Genomic DNA, 19,959 nt, shown 5'->3' with positions numbered 1-19,959 from the left:
GCTGCCCCGATCAGCGACCTCATGGGAAAGGGCCGAACGTCAGTGTCAAAGCCTTTTGAACTGCCGGAGTTCTACCTGCCGCATCCGGCCAGGCTGAATCCCCATCTCGAAGAGGCCAGAGCCCATACCAAGCAGTGGGCCAGGGACATGGGGATGCTGGAGGGGTCGGGGATCTGGGACGAGCAGGACCTCGACTCCCACGACTACGCCCTGCTCTGCGCGTACACCCACCCCGACTGCGGCGGACCCGAACTGTCCCTGGTGACCGACTGGTACGTGTGGGTGTTCTTCTTCGACGACCACTTCCTGGAGCTGTTCAAGCGGTCGCAGGACCGGCAGGGCGGGAAGGCGTATCTCGACCGGCTGCCCGCCTTCATGCCGATGGATCTGGCCGACGGATTCCCCGAGCCGCGGAACCAGGTGGAGGCGGGCCTCGCCGATCTCTGGGCGCGCACGGTGCCCGGGATGTCGATGGACTGGCGGGAACGTTTCGCCGTGAGCACCGAGAACCTGCTCAACGAATCTCTCTGGGAGCTCTCCAATATCAACGCGGGGCGCGTCTCCAACCCCGTCGAGTACATCGAGATGCGGCGCAAGGTCGGCGGCGCGCCCTGGTCGGCGGGGCTCATCGAGTACGCGACGGGCGCCGAGGTCCCCGCGGCCATCGCGGGATCGCGTCCGCTGCGCGTCCTGAAGGACACGTTCTCGGACGGGGTGCATCTGCGCAACGACCTCTTCTCGTACGAGCGGGAGATCCAGGAGGAGGGCGAACTCAGCAACGGCGTACTGGTCCTGGAGACCTTCCTCGGCTGCACCACGCAGGAGGCCGCGGACGCAGTCAACGATCTGCTCACCGCGCGGCTCCAGCAGTTCGAGAACACCTTCTTCACCGAACTGGGCCCGCTCTTCGTGGAGTTCGGAGTCGGCCCGGACGGCGTGGCCGACACGCTCACCTATGTGAAGGGGCTCCAGGACTGGCAGTCGGGCGGCCATGAGTGGCACATGCGCTCCAGCCGCTACATGAACGACGGCGGCGCAGTCGCCGAACGGGGGCTGCCGCTCGCCCCGGTGGGGCTCGGCACATCCGCCGCGGACATCAAGCAGTTCCTGGGGAAGACGGGGGCGGCCCGGCTCCGGAACCATCTGCATGTGCCGCACCAGCACGTCGGCCCCTCCCGGCTGCCGGACTTCGACATGCCGTTCCCCCTCTCGCTCTCACCGCATCTGGAGACCGCGCGGCGCCATCTCACCGAGTGGGCGCACCGGATGCGGATGCTCGACGACATCTGGGACGAGCGGCAGCTCACCGGCTTCGACTTCCCGGTCTGCGCCGCGGGCATCGACCCGGACGCCACCGCGGACGAACTGGACCTGGCGTCCGGCTGGCTGGCCTGGGGGACGTACGCGGACGACTACTTCCCACTGGTGTACGGGCGCAGCCGCGACCTCGCGGGGGCGAAGGCGCAGAACGAGCGGTTCTCGCTCTTCATGCCGCTGGAGGGGGAGGCGCCCGCGCCGGGGAACGTCATGGAACGGGCGCTGGCCGATCTCTGGGCGCGCACGGCGGCCCCGATGGACGAAGCGGCGCGCCGCGCCTTCCGTACGGCCGTCGAGAAGATGACGGCCAGCTGGCTCTGGGAGCTCGCCAACCAGGCGCAGCACCGGATCCCGGAACCGGTCGACTACATCGAGATGCGCCGGATGACCTTCGGCTCGGATCTGACGATGTCCCTGGCGCGGCTCGGCCATCGGCACCTGATCCCGGAGGAGGTGTTCCGCAGCGGTCCGGTGAAGTCGCTGGAGAGTTCGGCCGCCGACTACGCCTGTCTGATGAACGACGTCTTCTCCTACCAGAAGGAGATCGAGTTCGAGGGTGAGGTGCACAACGCCGTCCTGGTCGTCCAGGCGTTCTTCGCGGTCGACTACCCGACCGCACTGGCGATGGTCGACGATCTGATGGTGTCGCGCATGCGGCAGTTCCGGCATGTGGCTGAGCATGAGATCCCGGTGGTCTGTGCGGACTTCGGGCTGGACGAGAAGGCCCGTGCCGCGCTGCGGAGCTATGTGCGGGAGCTGGAGGACTGGATGGCGGCCATCCTGAACTGGCACCGGATGACCCGCCGGTACACGGAGGCCGATCTGCTCGCGGGCGGCCCCGGCTCCCGCTACCGGCCGCCCGCTCCCCGGGGGCTCGGTACGGCGGCGCTGGGACTGGCGGAGCTGGTCGGGCGGGGGTGAGGGGGGCGGCGGCGCCCGGGGCAGGTCCGGCACCCGGTCCGGCACTCGTTCCGGCACCCGGACGCCGCTGCCGCGTGTCCTCTTTGCGGCATATTTCCTATAGTGGGCTGAGTCCTGTGCCTCCCTGAGGTGCGCCCCGGTGAGTAGGAGTCAGCCGTATGAGCAATCTGTTCGTCGTCGCCTACAACGACGTCGCCACCGCCAACCAGGTTCGCGACAAGCTCATTTCGCTGAGCCGCCAGCACCTCGTCGAGCTGGAGGACGTGGTCGTGGTCGAGCGCCGCGAGGCCGACGGCAGGATCAAACTGCACCAGGCCGTCAACCTCACCGCGACGGGTGCGGCAGGTGGTGCGCTCTGGGGCGGGCTCATCGGGCTGCTCTTCCTGGCGCCTCTGCTCGGTGCGGCGGTCGGCGCCGCGGCGGGCGCGGCGGGCGGGGCCGTCAGCGACACCGGGGTGAACGACGACTTCATGCGCGACATCAGCTCGAACCTCCGCCCGGGGGCCGCGGCGGTCTTCGCCCTGGCCCAGTCGGACGCGACCGACAAGGTCGTGGCCGAGCTGGCGCCGTTCGGCGGCCAGCTGGTCCAGACGTCGCTCTCGTCGGAGGACGAGGACCACCTGAGGTCGATGGTCCAGGCGGCACGGGGTGAGCCGGGGCACGGCGGGGCGGGGCGGACCGGGAACACGGAGCAGCCGACGACGCGGCCGGAGCGGGGCGGTTCGGAGCGGGTGGAGGACACGGAGCAGCCGACGACGCGGCCGGAGCCCTAGGGGCGGGGCATGAGCCCCGGGGGGTGGGCCAGTAGCCCAGGGGGTGGGGCATGAGCCCCGGGGGGTGGGCCAGCAGCCCAGGGGGTGGGGCATGAGACCCGGGGGTGGGCCAGCAGCCCCGGGGGTGGGCCATGAGCCCCGGGGTGGGCCGGGCCTGCTGCCGGGTCATGACCTGAGCGGGGCCGTCACCCCGCAGATACTTCCCGGCAGTCCGCCGCCGGGACGACCCGCGTGTCGATGGTGATGCCGCCACGGGTGCGCCCGCCGGCGATCGACGCCGCCCGCAGGCAGAAGTGCACCCACATGTTGAACTGGATCTCCTTGGACACCCGGAGACGGTTGTACAGCAGATCCGCCAGCCGGTCGCCCGCCCGGGACCAGGCCTCGATCTCGAAGGCGAGCAGCGCGCCCTCGTCCCTGGCCCGGAACTCGATCTGGCCGGCTTCGAGATGGCCCCGCAGCGTGCCGAACCTGAACGACACCGCGTCGCGGTGCAGTACACGTACCGGCCCGTCCCACGGCCCCGGCATCCGCACCCGGTACTCGTCGCCGACCCGAACGGTCCCCCGGTGGCCCGCCGTCTTGTCGAACACGGCGGCGCTCGACGGAGCCGCCCGGTTCAGGTCGGCCATGACTGCGCCCATCAGCTCCCGCGGGCCTGCCTCGCTGCCCTCGATCAGGACGGAGAAGCGCCGGTGGAGCATCGGCCCCACCCCGTCCTCCAGGCACTGGCTGCGCCGGTCCAGCAGGCCGGCGGGGACGGCGGCCGGCAGATCACCGCTGTCGCCCGGCGCCTCGCTGCGGTGCAGTGCGCAGATCCGCCAGAGGTAGTTCCAGGACGTGATCGCCATCCCGGCGGGGAACCGCAGAAGGACCCCCAGCCGGCGCCGAGGGGGCAACTGGAACGGTTGCTCGGTATCCGCTGACGTCATAACGTCACGATACGTTCAAAACGCTCACTTCATATTTTTACTGGACACAGTGGGAGGTACGGTGCGGATCTCGCGGATGCTGTGGCGCGCAGGAGTGCGCGGTGTCTATATGGAGGCGGCTTCGATGGCCGCGGTCGCGGTCTGCATCGGGTTCTGGCTGCGGGCCAAGGGATACGACCAGGACGAGCGGGGCAATGCGGAGCGGCGGGCGCTGTTCGTCGGTCTCTGGCCCGCCGTGCTCTGGCTCATCGGCCAGTCCATCGGCGAAGCCGAGCTGATCGAACGGATCGAGCTGATCGACCAGATCGAGCAGCGGGAGCGGACCGTTTAGCGCGGACGGAGCGGGCCGGCCGGTGCCGGCCACGCGGGGTTCTCCAGTACTCCCACTGAGGGGCGGCCATGCTGCGTGAGGGGCGACTCCACGGCGAGAGCGCCGCATCGGCACTGCGTTCCCTGCGGGGCCGCCGGGTGAACTACTCGCTCCCGCCCGGCGGCGCGCCCGCCCGGGACGAGGGGTGGCATGTCGACTCGCTCCGCAGGCCGCTGGCCCGTGAGCGGCCGGGCGACCCTGAGCCGGGCGGCGCCTGGGAGACCGCCTGCCGGCTCGTACGCGACTATCAGTTCCCGGAGCCGGGCATCCTCCGTGCGCTCTACTGCCGCGACGACGCGCTGCTCGGGCGGAACATCCTGCTGGAGGGCCGTTTCCTCGGCCTCCGCTTCGACATGGGGGTCAGGATCACCTCGGTGACCGACGAACGGCGCGGTACGGACGACACGGCGCAGCGGGTCTGGGGCTGGGGCTACCAGACGCTGGACGGACATCTGGAGGAGGGGGAACTGCTCTACCAGGTCATCAAGTACCCGCACACGGGTGCGGTCGAGTTCCTGATCACCGGCTACTCCCGGCGGGCGCCGATCCGCAACCCCGTCGTCCGCGCGGGCTTCGTCCTGTTCGGCCGTATGACCCAGCGCCGCTTCTACCGGGCCAGCGCGAACCGCCTCCACGCCCTCACCCGCGCCGAACTCCTGGGCGCCCCACCGGCCCACCCCCGGCCGTCCGCGGCGGGCCAGGGCCTGGTCGTCGTCCCGAGCGGCCCGCACGCGGCCCGGGGGTGACGGGCTGAAGATTCCGTACGTGGAGGGCCGCCCACCCTCCAGCCATCCCCGGCCGGGGCCGGCCGGGGGCGATGCTCTTACGTACACACGGGGGCGATGCCCCTACGTACACAGAGGCCGTGGCGGGAATCGAACCCGCGTAACTCGCTTTGCAGGCGAGTCCCTGAACCACTCGGGCACACGGCCAAGTCGGAAGTCACCGGAACCGACCCCATCGATCCGATCCGGTCGATCCGGTACGCCGACCGTAGGCTCCCCGCACCGCCCGGCTCAAGGCCGCGGGCCGGGCCGCAACGTGACTGCCACACCCCGTTCATGGTCGTACGACCAACGGACCAGCCGGGCCCCACCCTCCGACAGGGTTCATTCGGCGGTTCGCCCCTTACGCTGGGCTCATGACCGCGCTGGAATCCCGCGACGCCGAGGTCGCGCCCCCCGAGCTGCCCGAAGGCGCTTCCGCCCCCGCGACCAGCGGCATTCTCGGCAGCGCGCACCGGGCGCTCAGTATCGGCATCGTCACCGTCGTCCTGCTCATCGCCTTCGAGGCGACGGCCGTCGGCACCGCGATGCCGGTCGCCGCACGCGAGTTGCACGGCGTCGCCCTCTACGCCTTCGCGTTCTCCGCGTACTTCACCACCTCGCTCTTCGCGATGGTGCTCTCCGGCCAGTGGGCCGACCGGAGCGGGCCGCTGCGCCCGCTCGCCACCGGGATCGCCGCCTTCGCGGCCGGACTGCTGCTCGCCGGTACGGCCTCCAGCATGTGGATCTTCGTCGCCGGGCGCGCGGTGCAGGGGCTCGGCGGCGGTCTGGTCATCGTCGCGCTGTACGTCGTGGTCAGCCGCGCCTACCCGGAGCGGCTGCGGCCCTCGATCATGGCCGCCTTCGCCGCGAGCTGGGTGGTGCCCTCCGTCGTCGGGCCGCTCGCCGCCGGTACGGTCACCGAACACCTCGGCTGGCGCTGGGTGTTCATCGCCATCCCGGTCCTGGTGGTGCCGCCGCTCGCCCTCGCGCTGCCTGCGATCCGCCGTACGGCCGCGGGCCCCGCCGATCCCTCCGTACCGCCGCCGGCCTTCGACCGGCGGCGCATCCGGCTCGCACTCGGGATCTCGGTGGGCGCCGGGCTGCTCCAGTACGCGGGCCAGGACCTGCGGTGGTTCTCGCTGGTCCCGGCCGTGGTGGGCGTGGCCATGCTGGTACCCGCCGTGCTGGGGCTGCTGCCCCGCGGTACCTGCCGGGCTGCGCGCGGGCTGCCTTCCGTCGTGCTGCTGCGCGGGGTGGCCGCCGGGTCGTTCATCGCGGCCGAGAGCTTCGTACCGCTGATGCTGGTCACCCAGCGCGGCCTCTCGCCGACGCTTGCCGGGCTCTCCCTGGCGGTCGGCGGCGGGACCTGGGCGCTCGGCTCGTATGTACAGTCCCGGCCGCGCATGGAGCCGTACCGGCAGCGGCTCATGGTCATCGGCATGGTTCTCGTCGCGGCGGCCATCCTGGCCGCGCCGAGCGTGCTGATCCACTCGGTCCCGGCGTGGACGGTCGCGGTGGCCTGGGCGTTCGGCTGCTACGGCATGGGGACGGTCATCGCATCGACGAGTGTGATGATGCTGAAGCTGTCGGCCCCCGAGGAGGCGGGCGCGAACTCGGCCGCCCTGCAGATCTCCGACGGCCTCTCGAACGTCCTGCTGCTCGCTGCGGGCGGCGCGGCCTTCGCGGCGCTGGGCGGGGGAGCGGTGGGCGCCCTGCACGACGGGGCCTCGGCCCCGCACCCGGCGGCGTTCGCCGCGGTGTTCCTGCCGATGGCGGCGGTGGCGCTGGCGGGGGCGTGGGTGGCGACCCGGCTGGGGACCGACTGACTGGTACCACTCTGACCCCACTCGTTGGTACCATATTGGTATGGCTATGAATCTGCGTCTCCGCGACGACCAGACCGAAGCGCTCAAGCTCCGTGCCGAGCAGGAGGGCACCAGCATGCACGCCATACTGCTCCGGGCCGTGGACGACTACCTGGCCAGGACCGCTCATGAGGCCCTCGTGCGCGAAACGGCCAAGGAGCAGGTCGCCAAGTGGTCCGAGCTGATGGAGCGGCTCAAGTGAGTCCCGTGTATCTGTCGGCTGACGACGGACTGGCCATCGCGGACCGTGCCGTCGACGACCAGGACATCGTCATCCGGGACGCCGGGCTGCTCGATTCGGCCGTGCACCGGCCGTCGGCGTCGATGTTCGGCCAGGAGGCGTACCCCGACCTGTTCGACAAGGCGGCTTCGCTGCTCCAGTCGCTGGCCATCAACCACCCCTTCATCGACGGGAACAAGCGCACGGCCTGGGTGTCCTGCGTCGTCTTCCTGGCCATGAACGGTGTGCAGCTGCGTCCGGACATCGACGCCGCCGAACGGTTGGTGGTCGCGGTGGCCGCGGGGCGTACGGAAGAGGTCAAGGAGATCTCCCAGGAGCTGCGCGCCTTGGCGGAGTGAGCCGGGTCTCATCGCGTACGGGTGGCGCCGTTCGCGCGAGGGCTCGATCGGGCCACAGGTAGGGTGGCCCGGTTGTCGTACCGCCGCCCCGTGCACCTCTGAGAACCGATTCGGAGACCGTGACTACTACCGCCTCCCACCACCTCTCACCCGCCTTCCCCGGCCGCGCCCCCTGGGGTACCGCCAGCAAGCTGCGTGCCTGGCAGGAAGGCGCTCTGGAGCGCTACCTCCATGAGCAGCCCCGGGACTTCCTCGCGGTCGCGACCCCCGGCGCCGGGAAGACCACCTTCGCGCTGACCCTCGCGTCCTGGCTGCTGCACCACCATGTCGTGCAGCAGGTCACCGTCGTCGCGCCGACGGAGCATCTGAAGAAGCAGTGGGCGGAGGCCGCGGCCCGGATAGGGATCAAGCTGGACCCGGACTACAGCGCGGGCCCGCTGAGCAAGGAGTACGACGGCGTCGCGGTCACCTACGCAGGTGTCGGCGTGCGCCCGATGCTGCACCGCAACCGCTGCGAGCAGCGCAAGACCCTGGTGATCCTGGACGAGATCCACCACGCCGGCGACAGCAAGTCCTGGGGCGAGGCGTGCCAGGAGGCGTTCGACCCGGCCACCCGGCGTCTTGCGCTGACCGGTACGCCGTTCCGCTCGGACACCAACCCGATCCCCTTCGTCACGTACGAGGAGGGCAACGACGGCATCCGGCGCTCATCGGCCGACTACACGTACGGCTACGGCAACGCGCTCGCCGACGGTGTGGTCCGCCCGGTGATCTTCCTCAGCTACAGCGGCAACATGCGCTGGCGCACCAAGGCGGGCGACGAGATCGCCGCCCGGCTCGGCGAACCGATGACCAAGGACGCGATCGGCCAGGCCTGGCGCACCGCGCTCGCGCCGACCGGTGAGTGGATCCCGAACGTGCTGCGCGCCGCCGACCAGCGGCTCACCGAGGTCCGCAAAGGCATCCCGGACGCGGGCGGTCTGGTCATCGCGTCCGACCAGGACACCGCGCGCGATTACGCCAAGATCCTCCGCAAGATCACCGGCGACCGGCCGGCCGTGGTGCTCTCGGACGAGAAGGCCGCTTCGAAGAAGATCGACCAGTTCGCCGCCGACGAGTCCCGCTGGATGGTCGCGGTCCGGATGGTGTCGGAGGGCGTCGACGTACCGCGCCTGGCTGTCGGTGTGTACGCCACCACCATCTCGACACCGCTCTTCTTCGCCCAGGCCGTGGGCCGCTTCGTACGCTCCCGCAGGCGTGGCGAGACCGCGTCGGTCTTCGTGCCGACGATCCCGATGCTCCTCGACTTCGCGAACGAGATGGAGGTCGAACGGGACCACGTACTCGACAAGCCCAAGAAGGGCAGCGACGAGGAGAACCCGTTCGCGGAGGAGGACAAGCTCCTCGCCGACGCGGAGAAGCTGGAGGACGAGGAGACCGAGGAGCAACTGCCCTTCGAGGCACTCGAATCCGACGCGGTCTTCGACCGGGTCCTCTACGACGGCGCCGAGTTCGGGATGCAGGCCCATCCGGGCAGCGAGGAGGAGCAGGACTACCTCGGCATCCCCGGCCTCCTTGAGCCGGACCAGGTGCAGCTGCTGCTCCAGAAGCGGCAGACCCGGCAGATCGCGCACAGCCGCCAGAAGCCGGCCGAGGAGGCCGACCTGCTGGAGAAGGCCGCCGAGGCCCGCCCGGTCGTCACGCACAAACAGCTGCTCGAACTGCGCAAGCAGCTCAACACGATGGTCTCCGCCTACACCCACCAGAGCGGCAAACCGCACGGCGTGATCCACACAGAACTGCGCCGCACCTGCGGCGGCCCCCCGAGCGCGGAGGCGACGGCGGGCCAGCTGAAGGAACGCATCGCGAAGGTCCAGGAGTGGGCCACGCGGATGCGGTGAGGCAGGTGCGCGGGGGCGGGAGGGGGCTCGGCATGCGCCCCGGCTTCCGATGCCCTACAGATGGGCGACGGCTCGTTTGTCGTGCGGTGGATATGCCGGGTTCCGGCCCGCTGGGGGCTGGTATCCCTCTGCTTCCAGATGGGCGTTGAGCCGCTTGGCGATGTGATCCATCCACTGTGTGTAGGTCTGGCCCTCTGGTGGCATGAGATCACACCCGAGGGCTTCGACTGCGGCTTCCACACATTCCTCGTCGGGGCAGATGGCGAGGAGTTCGGTGATCTCGTGAGCGGCAGCCGCTTTCTCGTGGTCCGCTTCGTGGGTTCCCGCATTGACGTATTCGTCCAGGACGATGTCGTACGGATCCTCGATATCCCGATGGAAACTACCGCCGAGCAGGGTGTTCAGATTCGGAAGGCGCTCGCACCACTCCCAGCTGGTTTCTGGGACTGCGGGCTCTGCTACTTCGCCGGCTTCGGTGAAGGCCGCCAGATGCGGAAGCATGGCGATGAAGCACTCTTCACGAGTTCGGTCCGGTGGGGTGATCATCGGTGGCATGGTGGCGAGGTTGGATGCAACATCGGCCTCGTCGAGTCCGTAGTGGAGCACGTCCATGATCTCGCGTGATACCCGGAAGGCCCGGCCTGGGTAGTACGTGGCCATCCGCAGATAGCTGCGCATAGCCTTGGACGGAGCCTCATCGGTATCGGTGTAAGCGTTTTCGTAGTTCACCGACGAGTACGCAAAAAGAAGCAGCCGCAGCTCCGGTAGCCACTCCGCCCACGGGGCATCGTCGTCGAAAATATCAGGTTGGGTCATTAGTTGTTCCTTCAGATGTCACTGCTCTTATGCTCTTGCGTCTGCCCGTCAAGCAACGGGATGGGTAGTGAGTATGTAATACCCTCCCGGAGCGCCCGGATCTGGTCTTAGGATGACGCGTACGCCCCGGGCCTCTCTGGAACCTTTACCGGCCTGCCAATCTGCACGGGAGAGTGATCGGCCGGTGACCTCGCCGGTATCCTTCACCTGGAAAGCCTTCGGAACTCCGCTTTTTTCGTTCTTCAGCCAGTTGCTGATCTCTTGTTTGTTGGCATCGATGGCCCGTTGGGAAAAGCGCTGGGCTTCACCGGTGTTCTTGAACGTCGACACACTTTTGATCTTTTCTTCCTTCGCCAGTCGATCCCCCATCTGCTTGTCGCTGCGGCCTACATGCTTGGTGACTCCATGGCCCCCGTACCCCTCGTCCTTGAGCGGGTCGGCCTCCCGCGGCTGTGGCGGCTTCGGGCCTCTCCGGCTGGCGCGATTCCAGGCGTTGTAGTCGCCCTTGGACATCGCTGCTATGAAGTCGTCGAAGCCCTTGTACGTCAGAGCCCCGCCGCCTGCGATGGCCGCGCCGCTGAGGATATTCACGGGAACGCCGGCAACAGCGCCGATTCCGGTGGCGTCGAGCGCGGCGCCGCCGAACTCGCCCCCGACGCCGACGGACATCAACCAGATGCCGACGGCACTTTCGAAGATGCCGGTGAGGGAATCCGGGCTGAAGGCGGCCTGCATGACGGTGGCGACGTCGGTGCCGGCGTCTTCGAGGGGGTCCGCCACCCACTTCTTCCACCAGGAGCGCTTCTTCGGTTCTGGTTTCGGGTCCGGCTTGGCGCGCGTGGTGATCCCATTGAACGCGTCGACCGGAGAGATTATTCCGTCACCGAAACTGTGAGGGCCTTTGGCATCGTCGAACATGCGTAGGCGCAACTTGATTTCCGCGGACATGAGGTGCAGTTCCGCGCCGAGCGACCCGGGCAGGCCCGCGAAAGCCGGGACCGGCGCGGTCGGTACGAGGACCCCGCTACCCGCAGAGGTCTCCTGGACGCGCTGAAGGTCCGGGTTGTGGGTGGCCCGCTGTCCGGGGTCGAGTGCCTGCTGCGCGTCGGTCAGGATCGAGCCGATGCTGCGGTGCAGCGCACCCGCACCGGCGCTCGCTCTCTCCAGATCCGCTGCGAGTTTTCCTACCTCTCCCGCATCGAACCCTCGGAAGCCCATCAGTGGCCGCTGTTGTGGCGGGAGGCGTGCTTCGCTCGCTCGTCGAGGTTCCGCGCTTCACCGTCCCAGCGCCGTGAGTCGGCGACGAGGTCGTTCGCCATCGTGTGGAGCGTGCGGCTGTGAAGCTGGAGCTTCGCGGTGGTGGATTCCGCGTAGGGCCCTCTCCATATCTCGGTGCGCCCCTTTCCCCTACCTGCTGCCTTCTTCGCCTCCTTGTCGAGATAGCTGCCAAGGCCATGTGCGGCGGTACGCGCACGCCGCGCCGCCGAACGGAGCGTCTCGGCGCGCTTCTTCAGCTCGGCCGGTGTCTCTGACTCCCCCATGTCGTCCCCCTGCTTATGAGCGAATACGTGTCGTGCGCGGTGTTGGGCAGTGCCTCAGCCCGCGGTTGATCGTAGGACAACGTAAAACGCCGCTGCCGGTGCGCAGTGGGACCGCAGTCGGCATTCCCACTCCACTGGTCGGTCTGAGCGCTGGATCCAGCCAACAGGCCATCGGGTTCCGCCGGTTGGGGGTGGGGCCGGCTAACCCTCCGGGTCTGTCGCGGTCCGCCCGCTCGCACCTCCGGGGCGCTGAGCGGGCGCCGGGAGAGAGGGCGCGCTGCCGGTACGCGGGAGACCCGGCGGAGAGTAAAAGCTAGGCATAAAAAGAGTGAAGGCAGGGGAACGCGATTCGGTCACGTACTGCGGTCATTCCGTTACAAATGGGCCAAACGTCGCACCGACTGCCCGGATTCTGGACTTACCCTTCCGCTGAGCGGACCGGCTCGCTACTGTCCCGGCAACGCATACGCCCCGTGGCAGAGCCGCCTCGGAGCGCAGCCGGTGCCCTGGCCTGCCGGCGGCCGCTGCGCGCGCGTCGCCGACGGGAACCGGTGACGTGACGTTCGTGGTGAGCCGCCGCGACTACCACGTAAGGAGTGGGCGTCGTGACCGCCGAGACTTCTCAGACGCTCGACCGGGGACTCCGCGTCCTCAAACTGCTCGCAGACACCGATCACGGGCTGACCGTCACCGAACTGTCCAACAGGCTCGGGGTCAACCGCACCGTGGTCTACCGGCTGCTCGCCACATTGGAGCAGCACACCCTGGTCCGCCGCGACCTGGGGGGCCGTGCCCGGGTCGGGCTCGGTGTGCTGCGCCTGGGCCGGCAGGTGCATCCGCTCGTCAGGGAGGCTGCGCTGCCCGCGCTGCGCTCGCTCGCCGAGGACATCGGGGCGACCGCGCACCTCACACTTGTCGATGGTTCGGACGCGCTCGCCGTCGCCGTCGTCGAACCGACGTGGACGGACTACCACGTGGCGTACCGGGCGGGCTTCCGCCATCCGCTGGACCGGGGCGCCGCCGGGCGCGCGATCCTCGCCTCCCGGCAGGGGCTGCCCGACGGGCCCGGCTACACGCTCACCCACGGGGAACTGGAGGCCGGTGCCAGTGGCGCCGCCGCGCCGCTGGTCGGGGTGACCGGGGTGGAGGGGAGTGTGGGGGTGGTCATGCTCGCCGACTCGATACCGGAGCGGGTGGGGCCGCGTGTGGTCGACGCGGCGCGGGAGGTCGCGGAGGCGTTGCGGTGACAGGGGGGTGGTGACGTGGGGCGGTGACATGGGGCGGTGCGGGTGGTGTGTGGCGCGGTGCGGAGATGTGAGCTGCCCGGTGTGCACGGGGCTCTGCCCCGGACCCCGGTCCTCAATCTCCCCCGGACTCCGTCCGGGGGGACCCCCAGGACGGGCTTGATTTGGCCGGGGTGTCGCCGGACGGGCTTGATTCGGCCGGGCGGGCGGGCCGATTTGCGGTGCCCGATAGATTGGGGCGGTGCTCCTCCGTGATCCGCGCTCCCGTGTCCTCGCCGTCTGTGCCGTTCTGCTGCTCGCTCTGCTCGGTACGGCCGCCTTCGCGCCGCTGCCGTTCTCGGTGGCGCAGCCGGGGCTGACCGCCAACGTGCTCGGTGACGACAAGGGGCAGCCCGTGATCAGCGTCTCGGGTGCTCCCGTACGGAAGACGTCCGGGCAGTTGCGGATGGTGACCATCGAGGCGACCGGGCCGTCCACGGACGTGGATCTGGGGCAGGTGGTCGACGGCTGGTTCCGTACCGACCGGGCGGTCATGCCGCGTGACGCGGTCTATCCGGGCGGCGGCAGCGACAAGCAGATCGAGCAGCACAACCTCGACGAGATGAAGGGCTCGCAGGACGCCGCGACCGAGGCCGCGCTCTCGTACCTCGGTGACAGCTCCAAGAAGGTCAAGGTGGTGCTGCACCTCGCGGACGTCGGCGGCCCCAGCGCCGGGCTGCTCTTCTCGCTCGGCATCGTCGACAAGCTGGACGGCGACGGTGCGGGCAGCGACCTCACGGGCGGGCGGACCATCGCCGGTACGGGCACGATCGACGCCTCGGGGAAGGTCGGCGCGGTCGGAGGGGTGGCGCTGAAGACGCAGTCCGCCGCCCGCGACGGGGCCACCGTCTTCCTCGTCCCGAAGGCCGAGTGCGCGGACGCCAAGTCCGGCCTTCCGCACGGCCTGCGGCTGATCCCGGTCACCACGCTCAAGGGCGCGGTGTCGGCCCTGGGGGCGCTCAAGAAGGGCGGGTCCGTGCCCAGCTGCTGAGCAGCCTCCCCGCACTGGTCGTCCCGTCGTCCCGCACCGGTCGGCCCGTCCCGCGCCGGTTGCCCCTCTCGCACCGGTCGCCCCCCCTCTCGCGCCGGTTGCCTCTCACCCGTTCCTGATGAAGCCCTCCTTGATCAGCCAGGCCTTCGCCACCTCGTGCGGGTCCTGGCCCTCCACGTCCACCTTCGCGTTCAGCTGCTGTGCGATCTGTGTCGTCAGCTTCTTCGTGATCGGGTTGAGCACGTCCGCGATGGCCGGGTGCCTCTTCATCGCCTTCGTGTACATCTCGGGCGCCGCGTTGTAGTTGGGAAAGAACTTCCTGTTGTCCGCGAGGACCTTGAGCCCGAGGTGGGGGATGCGGCCGTCCGTCGTGAACACCTCGCCCAGGGTGCAGGTGCTGCCCCGGGAGACCTGGGTGTAGACCACACCGCTGTCCATCTTTTTGATGTGCGACTGCGGGATCGAGAAGCCGTATGCCCTCTCCACTCCGGGCAGCCCGTCGTTGCGTACCGCGAACTCCGCCTCGACGCAGACCGTCGCCGCCGACGGGTTCGTCTTCGCCAGCCGTGCCACGTCGGATAGGTCCTTGAGGTGGTACTTCGCGGCGTTCTTCGCGCTCACCGCCAGTGCGTACGTGTTGTTGAGCCGGGCGGGCGGCAGCCAGGTGATGCCGTTCGCGAGGTCCGCGTCATGGACGGCCTGCCACTGCTTCTGCGGACTGGCGATGGGCTTGGTGTGGCCGAGGTAGGTGATCCAGGCCGTGCCCGTGTACTCGTACATTCCGTCCGCCGAACCGGACTTGACCGCCTCGCGCGCGCCGATCGACCCCTGGATGTCCGTCCGGTCCAGGACCGAAGCCCCCGCCGCCTTGAAGGCAAGGCCCATCATCTCGCCCAGGATGATCTGCTCGGTGAACTGCTTCGACGTGACCGTGAGGTTCGCGCCCTTCAGCGGCAGCCCCCGGCCGATCGACCCGGGCTTCACATCGTCGACCATGGGGCTTCCGCTGGTGAGCCCGCACCCCGAGAGCGCGGCCGCTGCCGCCAGGACCCCGGCCCCGGCCGCCGCGAGTGTCGTACGTACCCGCATCACGTCTCCAGCCCGCGCGGCCGCAGCAGCACCTCGGCGATCGACGCCAGCCAGTCCACCAGCAGCGCCAGCGCCACGGTCAGTACGGAGCCCAGGATCAGCACCGGCATCCGCTGGTTGGTGATCCCCGCGTTGATCAGGTCCCCGAGGCCGCCGCCCCCGCCGAACGTGGCCAGCGTGGCGGTGCCCACATTCAGTACCAGCGCCGTCCGCACCCCCGCCAGGATCAGCGGTACGGCCAGCGGCAGTTCCACCCGCAACAGCACACCGGGCGCCGACATCCCGATGCCCCGCGCCGCGTCGATCAGGCCCGGGTCGGTGGCGCGCAGGCCCGCGATGGTGTTGCTGAGCACCGGCAGCACGGCGTAGATGGTGATCCCGATCAGGGCCGGCTCCCGGCCGGTGCCGAGCCAGATCACCAGCAGGGCGAGCAGGCCGATCGCGGGCGTCGCCTGACCGATGTTGGCCAGCGCCACGACGTACGGCGAGGCCCTGCGCAGTGCGCGGCGGGTCAGTGCGATACCGAGCGGGATCGCGATGATCAGTACGAAGAAGGTGGAGATCGCGGTGAGCTGGACGTGCTGCCACAGGGCGGTCTGGGTCGCGTCGTGGGCCAGCGAGTTCCGCGAGATCGAGTCCAGGTGGATATGGGTGATCCAGATCAGCGTGGCGCCGACCACGACGGCCAGCAGCACCGGCATGAAGAGCAGCTTCAGCCAGGTCAGCCGGCGCACCGGCCGTCCGGGCGGCCGGCGCGCCGCGGTCAGCCCCTGCCGGGTCTCCTCGGCCCCCGCCTCCGCCTGCTCGGCCAGTCCTTCCTGTTCGGCCTGCTCGTCGCGGAACGCCAGCCCCCGGACCTCGTGTTCACCGTCGGGACGCTGCGGCGGGCGCCGGCCGCCGGAGCTCACGACGGGTCCTCCCGTACGCCGGCCGTCCCACCGCCGGAGATCCCCTCCTGGAGCGCATGGGTCTGCTGTGCCCGCTGATCCGCCAGGCCCTGATCGTGCTCCAGAGCCGCGAGCCGGTCGGCCTCCAGCATCTCGTGCACCGAGTTCATCAGCGTCTCCATGGTGACCACGCCGATGAACTCGCCCCTGCGGCCGGTCACCGGGACCCGCCCGCCGCTGTCCGTCAGTACGGCCTCCAGCGCGTCGCGCAGCGTCGCGTCCCGGGTCACATGGTCGTGTACGAGTGTCCCGGCCCGCGCCAGTGAGCCGCGCGCCCGCATCAGGTCGCCGCGCCGCAGCCACTTGTAGGGGCGGCGGTGTGTGTCGAGCAGCAGCACCTCGTTGGTACGGCCGGTCCGCAGCAGGGTGAAGATGGACTCCAGCGGGTCGTCGATCGTCGCGGTCGGGAAGTCGGCGATCTCCACCTCCCGTACCCGGGTCAGATTCAGCCGCTTGAGCGCAGCGCCCGCCCCCACGAAACCCGAGACGAAGTCGTCGGACGGGTTGGTGAGGATCGCCTCGGGGGTGTCGAACTGGGCGATGTGCGACTGCTCGCGCAGCACCGCGATCCGGTCGCCGAGCTTGATCGCCTCGTCGAAGTCATGGGTGACGAAGACGATCGTCTTGTGCAGCTCGTGCTGGAGCCTGATCAGCTCGTCCTGGAGGTGGTCGCGGGTGATGGGGTCCACCGCGCCGAACGGCTCGTCCATCAGCAGGACCGGCGGGTCGGCCGCCAACGCCCTTGCCACCCCCACCCGTTGCTGCTGGCCGCCGGAGAGCTGGCGCGGATAACGGCCGTGGTACTCACGCGGGTCGAGCCCGACGAGGTCGAGCATCTCCTCGACCCGGTCCCGCACCCGCTGCCTGGACCAGCCGATCATCTTCGGTACGAGGCCGATGTTGTCGGCGACCGTCATGTGCGGGAAGAGGCCGGAGGACTGGATCGCGTAACCGACCTTGCGGCGCAGCTTCACCGGGTCGATGCCGGTGACGTCATCGCCGCCGATCCTGATCACCCCGGACGACGGCTCGATCAGCCGGTTGATCATCCGCAGCGTCGTGGACTTGCCGCACCCCGAAGGGCCCACCAGGATCACGATCTCCCCGGCCGCGATGTCCATGCTGACGCTGTCCACGGCGGGCAGCGGGGTTCCCGCGTACTGCTTGGTGAGGTTCTCCAGCTGGATGGTGGCACCGGTGACGGCGTTCTGCTCCGGTGGCTCCGCGGGGTCCGGGCGCGCCGGTCCGGCCCCGGACACCGACCCTGGACCTTCGTACGGCGCGTGGTCAGACACGGATCCCCCTCGAAATGGTCAGGCGCCCGATCAGGACGTACGCGGCGTCGAACAGCAGCGCCAGGATGATGATCCCGAGCGTTCCGGACAGCACCTCGTTGAGCGCGTTGGCGCTGCCCAGGCTGGAGATCCCCCGGAAGATCTGGTTGCCGAGGCCGGGCCCCGACGCGAAGGCGGCGATGGCGGCGATCCCCATCAGCATCTGGGTGGCGACCCGGATGCCGGTGAGGATCGGCGGCCAGGCCAGCGGCAGTTCCACCCGCAGCAGCCGCCGCAGCCGGGACATCCCGATCCCGGTGGCCGCGTCGACCAGGTCGTCGTCAACGCCGCGCAGCCCGACGATGGTGTTGCGGACGATCGGCAGCAGCCCGTACAGCACCAGGGCGATCATCGTCGGCGCGACACCGAGACCCACGATCGGGATCAGCAGACCGATCATGGCGAGCGAGGGGACGGTGAGGATCGAGGAGGTCGTCGCGACGGCGACGTTGGCCGCCCACTCCGTGCGGTACGACAGGACCCCGATCACCACCCCCAGCGCGGTCGCGATGACCATCGCCTGGAACACCGCGCTCGCATGCTGGCCCGCGTCCACCAGCAGCTGCGGGTAGCGGTTGCCGAGGTACTGCCAGAAGTTCACTCCTCGGGGCCCCTTCCTCGGCCGGCCTGCTCCACCAGCGGGATGATCCGCAGCGGAACGGGGTTCTCCATGACGATCGCCGTGGAGGCGCGCACGATGCCATCGAAACCCACCACCAGGTCGATCACCCGTTGAAGATCCGCGTTCGACCGGGCCACCAGGCGGCAGAGCATGTCGCCGTGACCGGTCGTGGTGTGCAGTTCCAGCACCTCGGGCACCCTGCTCAAGTGGGCCCGCACATCGGCCCCTTGGCCCTGTTTGATCTCCAGCGTCGCGAAGGCCGTCACCGGATAGCCGAGGGCGGCCGGATCGACGTCGGGGCCGAATCCCCGGATTACTCCATGCGACTGGAGCCGGTCGAGTCTGGCCTGTACGGTCCCGCGCGCCACACCGAGCCGCCGCGACGCCTCCAGCACCCCGATCCGGGGCTCACGGGCCAGCAGCACGATCAGCCGGCCGTCCAGTCCGTCGATGCCCGCACCCGAACCCGTACCCATGCCCGTCCCCACGCCCATGCTTCGCTCCCGTCGGTCACGCATGCCACTGTTCTGTGGTCACCCTGTACAGATGGACCGCCCATCCTGGTCTTCTACTGCACAGATTGCCCAGCAAAATCGTGAACTATTGCGCACCTTGCGATACGGCGGGATGCTTCTGCCATGACTGAGACCACCCAGCACACCCCGGACACCGCGCGTGAGGCCGACCCCTTCCCGGTGAAGGGAATGGACGCGGTCGTCTTCGCCGTCGGCAACGCCAAGCAGGCCGCCCACTACTACGCGACCGCCTTCGGTATGAAGCTCGTGGCCTACTCCGGACCGGAGAACGGCAGCCGCGAGACCGCCAGTTACGTCCTGACGAGCGGCTCGGCCCGCTTCGTGTTCACCTCCGTCATCAAGGCCGCGACCGACCACGGACGCTTCCTCGCCGGCCATGTCGCCGAGCACGGCGACGGCATCGTGGACCTCGCCATCGAGGTGCCGGACGCCCGCGCCGCGTACGCCTACGCCACCGCGCACGGCGCCACCGGCCTCCAGGAGCCGTACGAGGTCAAGGACGACCACGGCACGGTGGTCCTGGCGGCCATCGCCACCTACGGCACCACCCGCCACACCCTGGTGGAGCGCAGCGGCTACGACGGTCCCTACCTGCCCGGGTACGCCGCCGCCGACCCGATCGTCGAGCCGCCCGCCCGGCGTATGTTCCAGGCCATCGACCACTGTGTCGGCAACGTCGAACTCGGCAAGATGAACGAGTGGGTCGCCTTCTACAACAAGGTCATGGGCTTCACCAACATGAAGGAGTTCGTGGGCGACGACATCGCCACCGAGTACTCCGCGCTGATGTCGAAGGTCGTCGCCGACGGCACGCTGAAGGTGAAGTTCCCGATCAACGAGCCGGCGGTCGCGAAGAAGAAGTCGCAGATCGACGAGTACCTGGAGTTCTACGGGGGCGCGGGCGTCCAGCACATCGCGCTGGCGACGAACGACATCGTGGGTTCGGTCCGGGCCATGCGGGCGGCTGGCGTGCAGTTCCTGGACACGCCCGACTCGTACTACGACACGCTGGGGGAGTGGGCGGGCGAGACCCGCGTCCCCGTGGAGACCCTCCGCCAGGAGCGGATCCTCGTCGACCGCGACGAGGACGGCTACCTGCTCCAGATCTTCACCAAGCCGGTCCAGGACCGGCCGACGGTCTTCTTCGAGATGATCGAGCGGCACGGGTCGATGGGCTTCGGCAAGGGGAACTTCAAGGCGCTGTTCGAGGCGATCGAGCGCGAGCAGGAGCGGCGCGGGAACCTGTAGCGGGCCGTGGGCCCGTATCGGGTCGTGGGCGCGTAACGGGTCGTTGGCCTGTGCGAACCGTGGACCCGTAGCGGGTCGCTAGCGGGCGGGCGCGTGGTGGGCGGGGGCCGGATACCGTATCCGGCCC

Annotated in this window: 20 protein-coding genes and 1 tRNA gene; 11 read left to right on the top strand and 10 right to left on the bottom strand. The window is 69.4% G+C overall.

Annotated elements, in window-relative coordinates:
* Positions 1 to 42 precede the first annotated feature (42 nt).
* On the top strand, positions 43 to 2,238 hold the full coding sequence (locus tag ACWGKJ_RS27555; protein ID WP_385032921.1) for a terpene synthase family protein: 2,196 nt from the start codon (positions 43 to 45) through the stop codon (positions 2,236 to 2,238).
* A 158-nt stretch (positions 2,239 to 2,396) separates the two neighbouring features.
* Positions 2,397 to 3,011 (top strand): DUF1269 domain-containing protein, encoded by a 615-nt coding sequence (locus ACWGKJ_RS27550; RefSeq protein ID WP_385032918.1) that lies wholly within the window; start codon positions 2,397 to 2,399, stop codon positions 3,009 to 3,011.
* 185 nt (positions 3,012 to 3,196) lie between these two features.
* Here the strand turns inward: ACWGKJ_RS27550 and ACWGKJ_RS27545 are convergent, their stop codons facing one another.
* Positions 3,197 to 3,943 (bottom strand): DUF1990 family protein, encoded by a 747-nt coding sequence (locus ACWGKJ_RS27545; protein ID WP_385032915.1) that lies wholly within the window; start codon positions 3,941 to 3,943, stop codon positions 3,197 to 3,199.
* 76 nt (positions 3,944 to 4,019) lie between these two features.
* Between ACWGKJ_RS27545 and ACWGKJ_RS27540 the strand changes: the two genes are divergently transcribed.
* Both ACWGKJ_RS27540 and ACWGKJ_RS27535 read left to right on the top strand, forming a co-directional pair.
* Positions 4,020 to 4,274 (top strand): hypothetical protein, encoded by a 255-nt coding sequence (locus tag ACWGKJ_RS27540; protein ID WP_453315842.1) that lies wholly within the window; start codon positions 4,020 to 4,022, stop codon positions 4,272 to 4,274.
* A 68-nt stretch (positions 4,275 to 4,342) separates the two neighbouring features.
* The gene (locus ACWGKJ_RS27535; RefSeq protein ID WP_385032909.1) at positions 4,343 to 5,059 is read left to right on the top strand and encodes a DUF1990 family protein; all 717 of its coding nucleotides are present in this window, start codon (positions 4,343 to 4,345) and stop codon (positions 5,057 to 5,059) included.
* Between the two features lie 114 nt (positions 5,060 to 5,173).
* On the opposite strand, the gene ACWGKJ_RS27530 is transcribed toward ACWGKJ_RS27535, so the two are convergent.
* A tRNA-Cys gene (locus ACWGKJ_RS27530) sits at positions 5,174 to 5,245 on the bottom strand.
* A gap of 209 nt (positions 5,246 to 5,454) precedes the next feature.
* Here ACWGKJ_RS27530 and ACWGKJ_RS27525 point away from each other — a divergent pair.
* From ACWGKJ_RS27525 to ACWGKJ_RS27510, 4 genes are all read left to right on the top strand, one after another.
* Positions 5,455 to 6,906: an MFS transporter gene (locus ACWGKJ_RS27525; protein WP_453315841.1), complete on the top strand. Its 1,452-nt coding sequence runs from the start codon at positions 5,455 to 5,457 to the stop codon at positions 6,904 to 6,906.
* A gap of 40 nt (positions 6,907 to 6,946) precedes the next feature.
* Positions 6,947 to 7,147 (top strand): CopG family transcriptional regulator, encoded by a 201-nt coding sequence (locus tag ACWGKJ_RS27520; RefSeq protein WP_385033182.1) that lies wholly within the window; start codon positions 6,947 to 6,949, stop codon positions 7,145 to 7,147.
* Entirely contained in the window at positions 7,144 to 7,524 is a 381-nt protein-coding gene (locus ACWGKJ_RS27515) for a type II toxin-antitoxin system death-on-curing family toxin (protein WP_385033185.1), read from the top strand. Before ACWGKJ_RS27520 ends, ACWGKJ_RS27515 begins: the two co-directional genes overlap by 4 nt.
* A 119-nt stretch (positions 7,525 to 7,643) precedes the next feature.
* Positions 7,644 to 9,425 (top strand): DEAD/DEAH box helicase, encoded by a 1,782-nt coding sequence (locus ACWGKJ_RS27510; RefSeq protein ID WP_385033188.1) that lies wholly within the window; start codon positions 7,644 to 7,646, stop codon positions 9,423 to 9,425.
* A gap of 54 nt (positions 9,426 to 9,479) precedes the next feature.
* Here the strand turns inward: ACWGKJ_RS27510 and ACWGKJ_RS27505 are convergent, their stop codons facing one another.
* From ACWGKJ_RS27505 to ACWGKJ_RS27495, 3 genes are read right to left on the bottom strand one after another with little or no spacing between them, the layout of a single operon-like run.
* On the bottom strand, positions 9,480 to 10,241 hold the full coding sequence (locus ACWGKJ_RS27505; protein WP_385033191.1) for a contact-dependent growth inhibition system immunity protein: 762 nt from the start codon (positions 10,239 to 10,241) through the stop codon (positions 9,480 to 9,482).
* A gap of 48 nt (positions 10,242 to 10,289) precedes the next feature.
* Complete coding sequence (locus tag ACWGKJ_RS27500; protein WP_385033195.1) at positions 10,290 to 11,459, bottom strand: RNase A-like domain-containing protein; 1,170 nt, start codon at positions 11,457 to 11,459, stop codon at positions 10,290 to 10,292.
* Entirely contained in the window at positions 11,459 to 11,782 is a 324-nt protein-coding gene (locus ACWGKJ_RS27495) for a hypothetical protein (RefSeq protein ID WP_385033198.1), read from the bottom strand. The genes ACWGKJ_RS27500 and ACWGKJ_RS27495 overlap by 1 nt, the downstream gene beginning before the upstream one ends.
* Before the next feature lie 605 nt (positions 11,783 to 12,387).
* On the opposite strand from ACWGKJ_RS27495, the gene ACWGKJ_RS27490 reads away from it, so the two are divergent.
* Positions 12,388 to 13,029 (top strand): IclR family transcriptional regulator, encoded by a 642-nt coding sequence (locus tag ACWGKJ_RS27490; protein WP_385033201.1) that lies wholly within the window; start codon positions 12,388 to 12,390, stop codon positions 13,027 to 13,029.
* Between the two features lie 238 nt (positions 13,030 to 13,267).
* Positions 13,268 to 14,056 carry a S16 family serine protease gene (locus ACWGKJ_RS27485; protein WP_385033204.1) on the top strand — a complete coding sequence of 263 codons (789 nt, stop codon included), beginning with the start codon at positions 13,268 to 13,270 and terminating at the stop codon, positions 14,054 to 14,056.
* A gap of 105 nt (positions 14,057 to 14,161) precedes the next feature.
* Here ACWGKJ_RS27485 and ACWGKJ_RS27480 read toward each other — a convergent pair whose 3' ends face one another.
* From ACWGKJ_RS27480 to ACWGKJ_RS27460, 5 genes are read right to left on the bottom strand one after another with little or no spacing between them, the layout of a single operon-like run.
* The gene (locus ACWGKJ_RS27480; RefSeq protein WP_385033207.1) at positions 14,162 to 15,145 is read right to left on the bottom strand and encodes a glycine betaine ABC transporter substrate-binding protein; all 984 of its coding nucleotides are present in this window, start codon (positions 15,143 to 15,145) and stop codon (positions 14,162 to 14,164) included.
* Entirely contained in the window at positions 15,145 to 16,053 is a 909-nt protein-coding gene (locus tag ACWGKJ_RS27475) for an ABC transporter permease (RefSeq protein WP_385033210.1), read from the bottom strand. Before ACWGKJ_RS27475 ends, ACWGKJ_RS27480 begins: the two co-directional genes overlap by 1 nt.
* Complete coding sequence (locus ACWGKJ_RS27470) at positions 16,050 to 17,351, bottom strand: ABC transporter ATP-binding protein (RefSeq protein WP_385033222.1); 1,302 nt, start codon at positions 17,349 to 17,351, stop codon at positions 16,050 to 16,052. Before ACWGKJ_RS27470 ends, ACWGKJ_RS27475 begins: the two co-directional genes overlap by 4 nt.
* 28 nt (positions 17,352 to 17,379) lie before the next feature.
* Positions 17,380 to 18,027: an ABC transporter permease gene (locus ACWGKJ_RS27465; RefSeq protein ID WP_385033213.1), complete on the bottom strand. Its 648-nt coding sequence runs from the start codon at positions 18,025 to 18,027 to the stop codon at positions 17,380 to 17,382.
* Entirely contained in the window at positions 18,024 to 18,542 is a 519-nt protein-coding gene (locus ACWGKJ_RS27460) for an Lrp/AsnC family transcriptional regulator (RefSeq protein WP_385033216.1), read from the bottom strand. Before ACWGKJ_RS27460 ends, ACWGKJ_RS27465 begins: the two co-directional genes overlap by 4 nt.
* A 144-nt stretch (positions 18,543 to 18,686) precedes the next feature.
* Between ACWGKJ_RS27460 and hppD the strand changes: the two genes are divergently transcribed.
* Positions 18,687 to 19,832: a 4-hydroxyphenylpyruvate dioxygenase gene (gene hppD, locus ACWGKJ_RS27455; protein WP_385033219.1), complete on the top strand. Its 1,146-nt coding sequence runs from the start codon at positions 18,687 to 18,689 to the stop codon at positions 19,830 to 19,832.
* Positions 19,833 to 19,959: the final 127 nt, after the last annotated feature.

The organism is Streptomyces sp. NPDC054757 (assembly GCF_053612185.1).
This window is presented reverse-complemented; position numbering and strand designations above follow the sequence as displayed.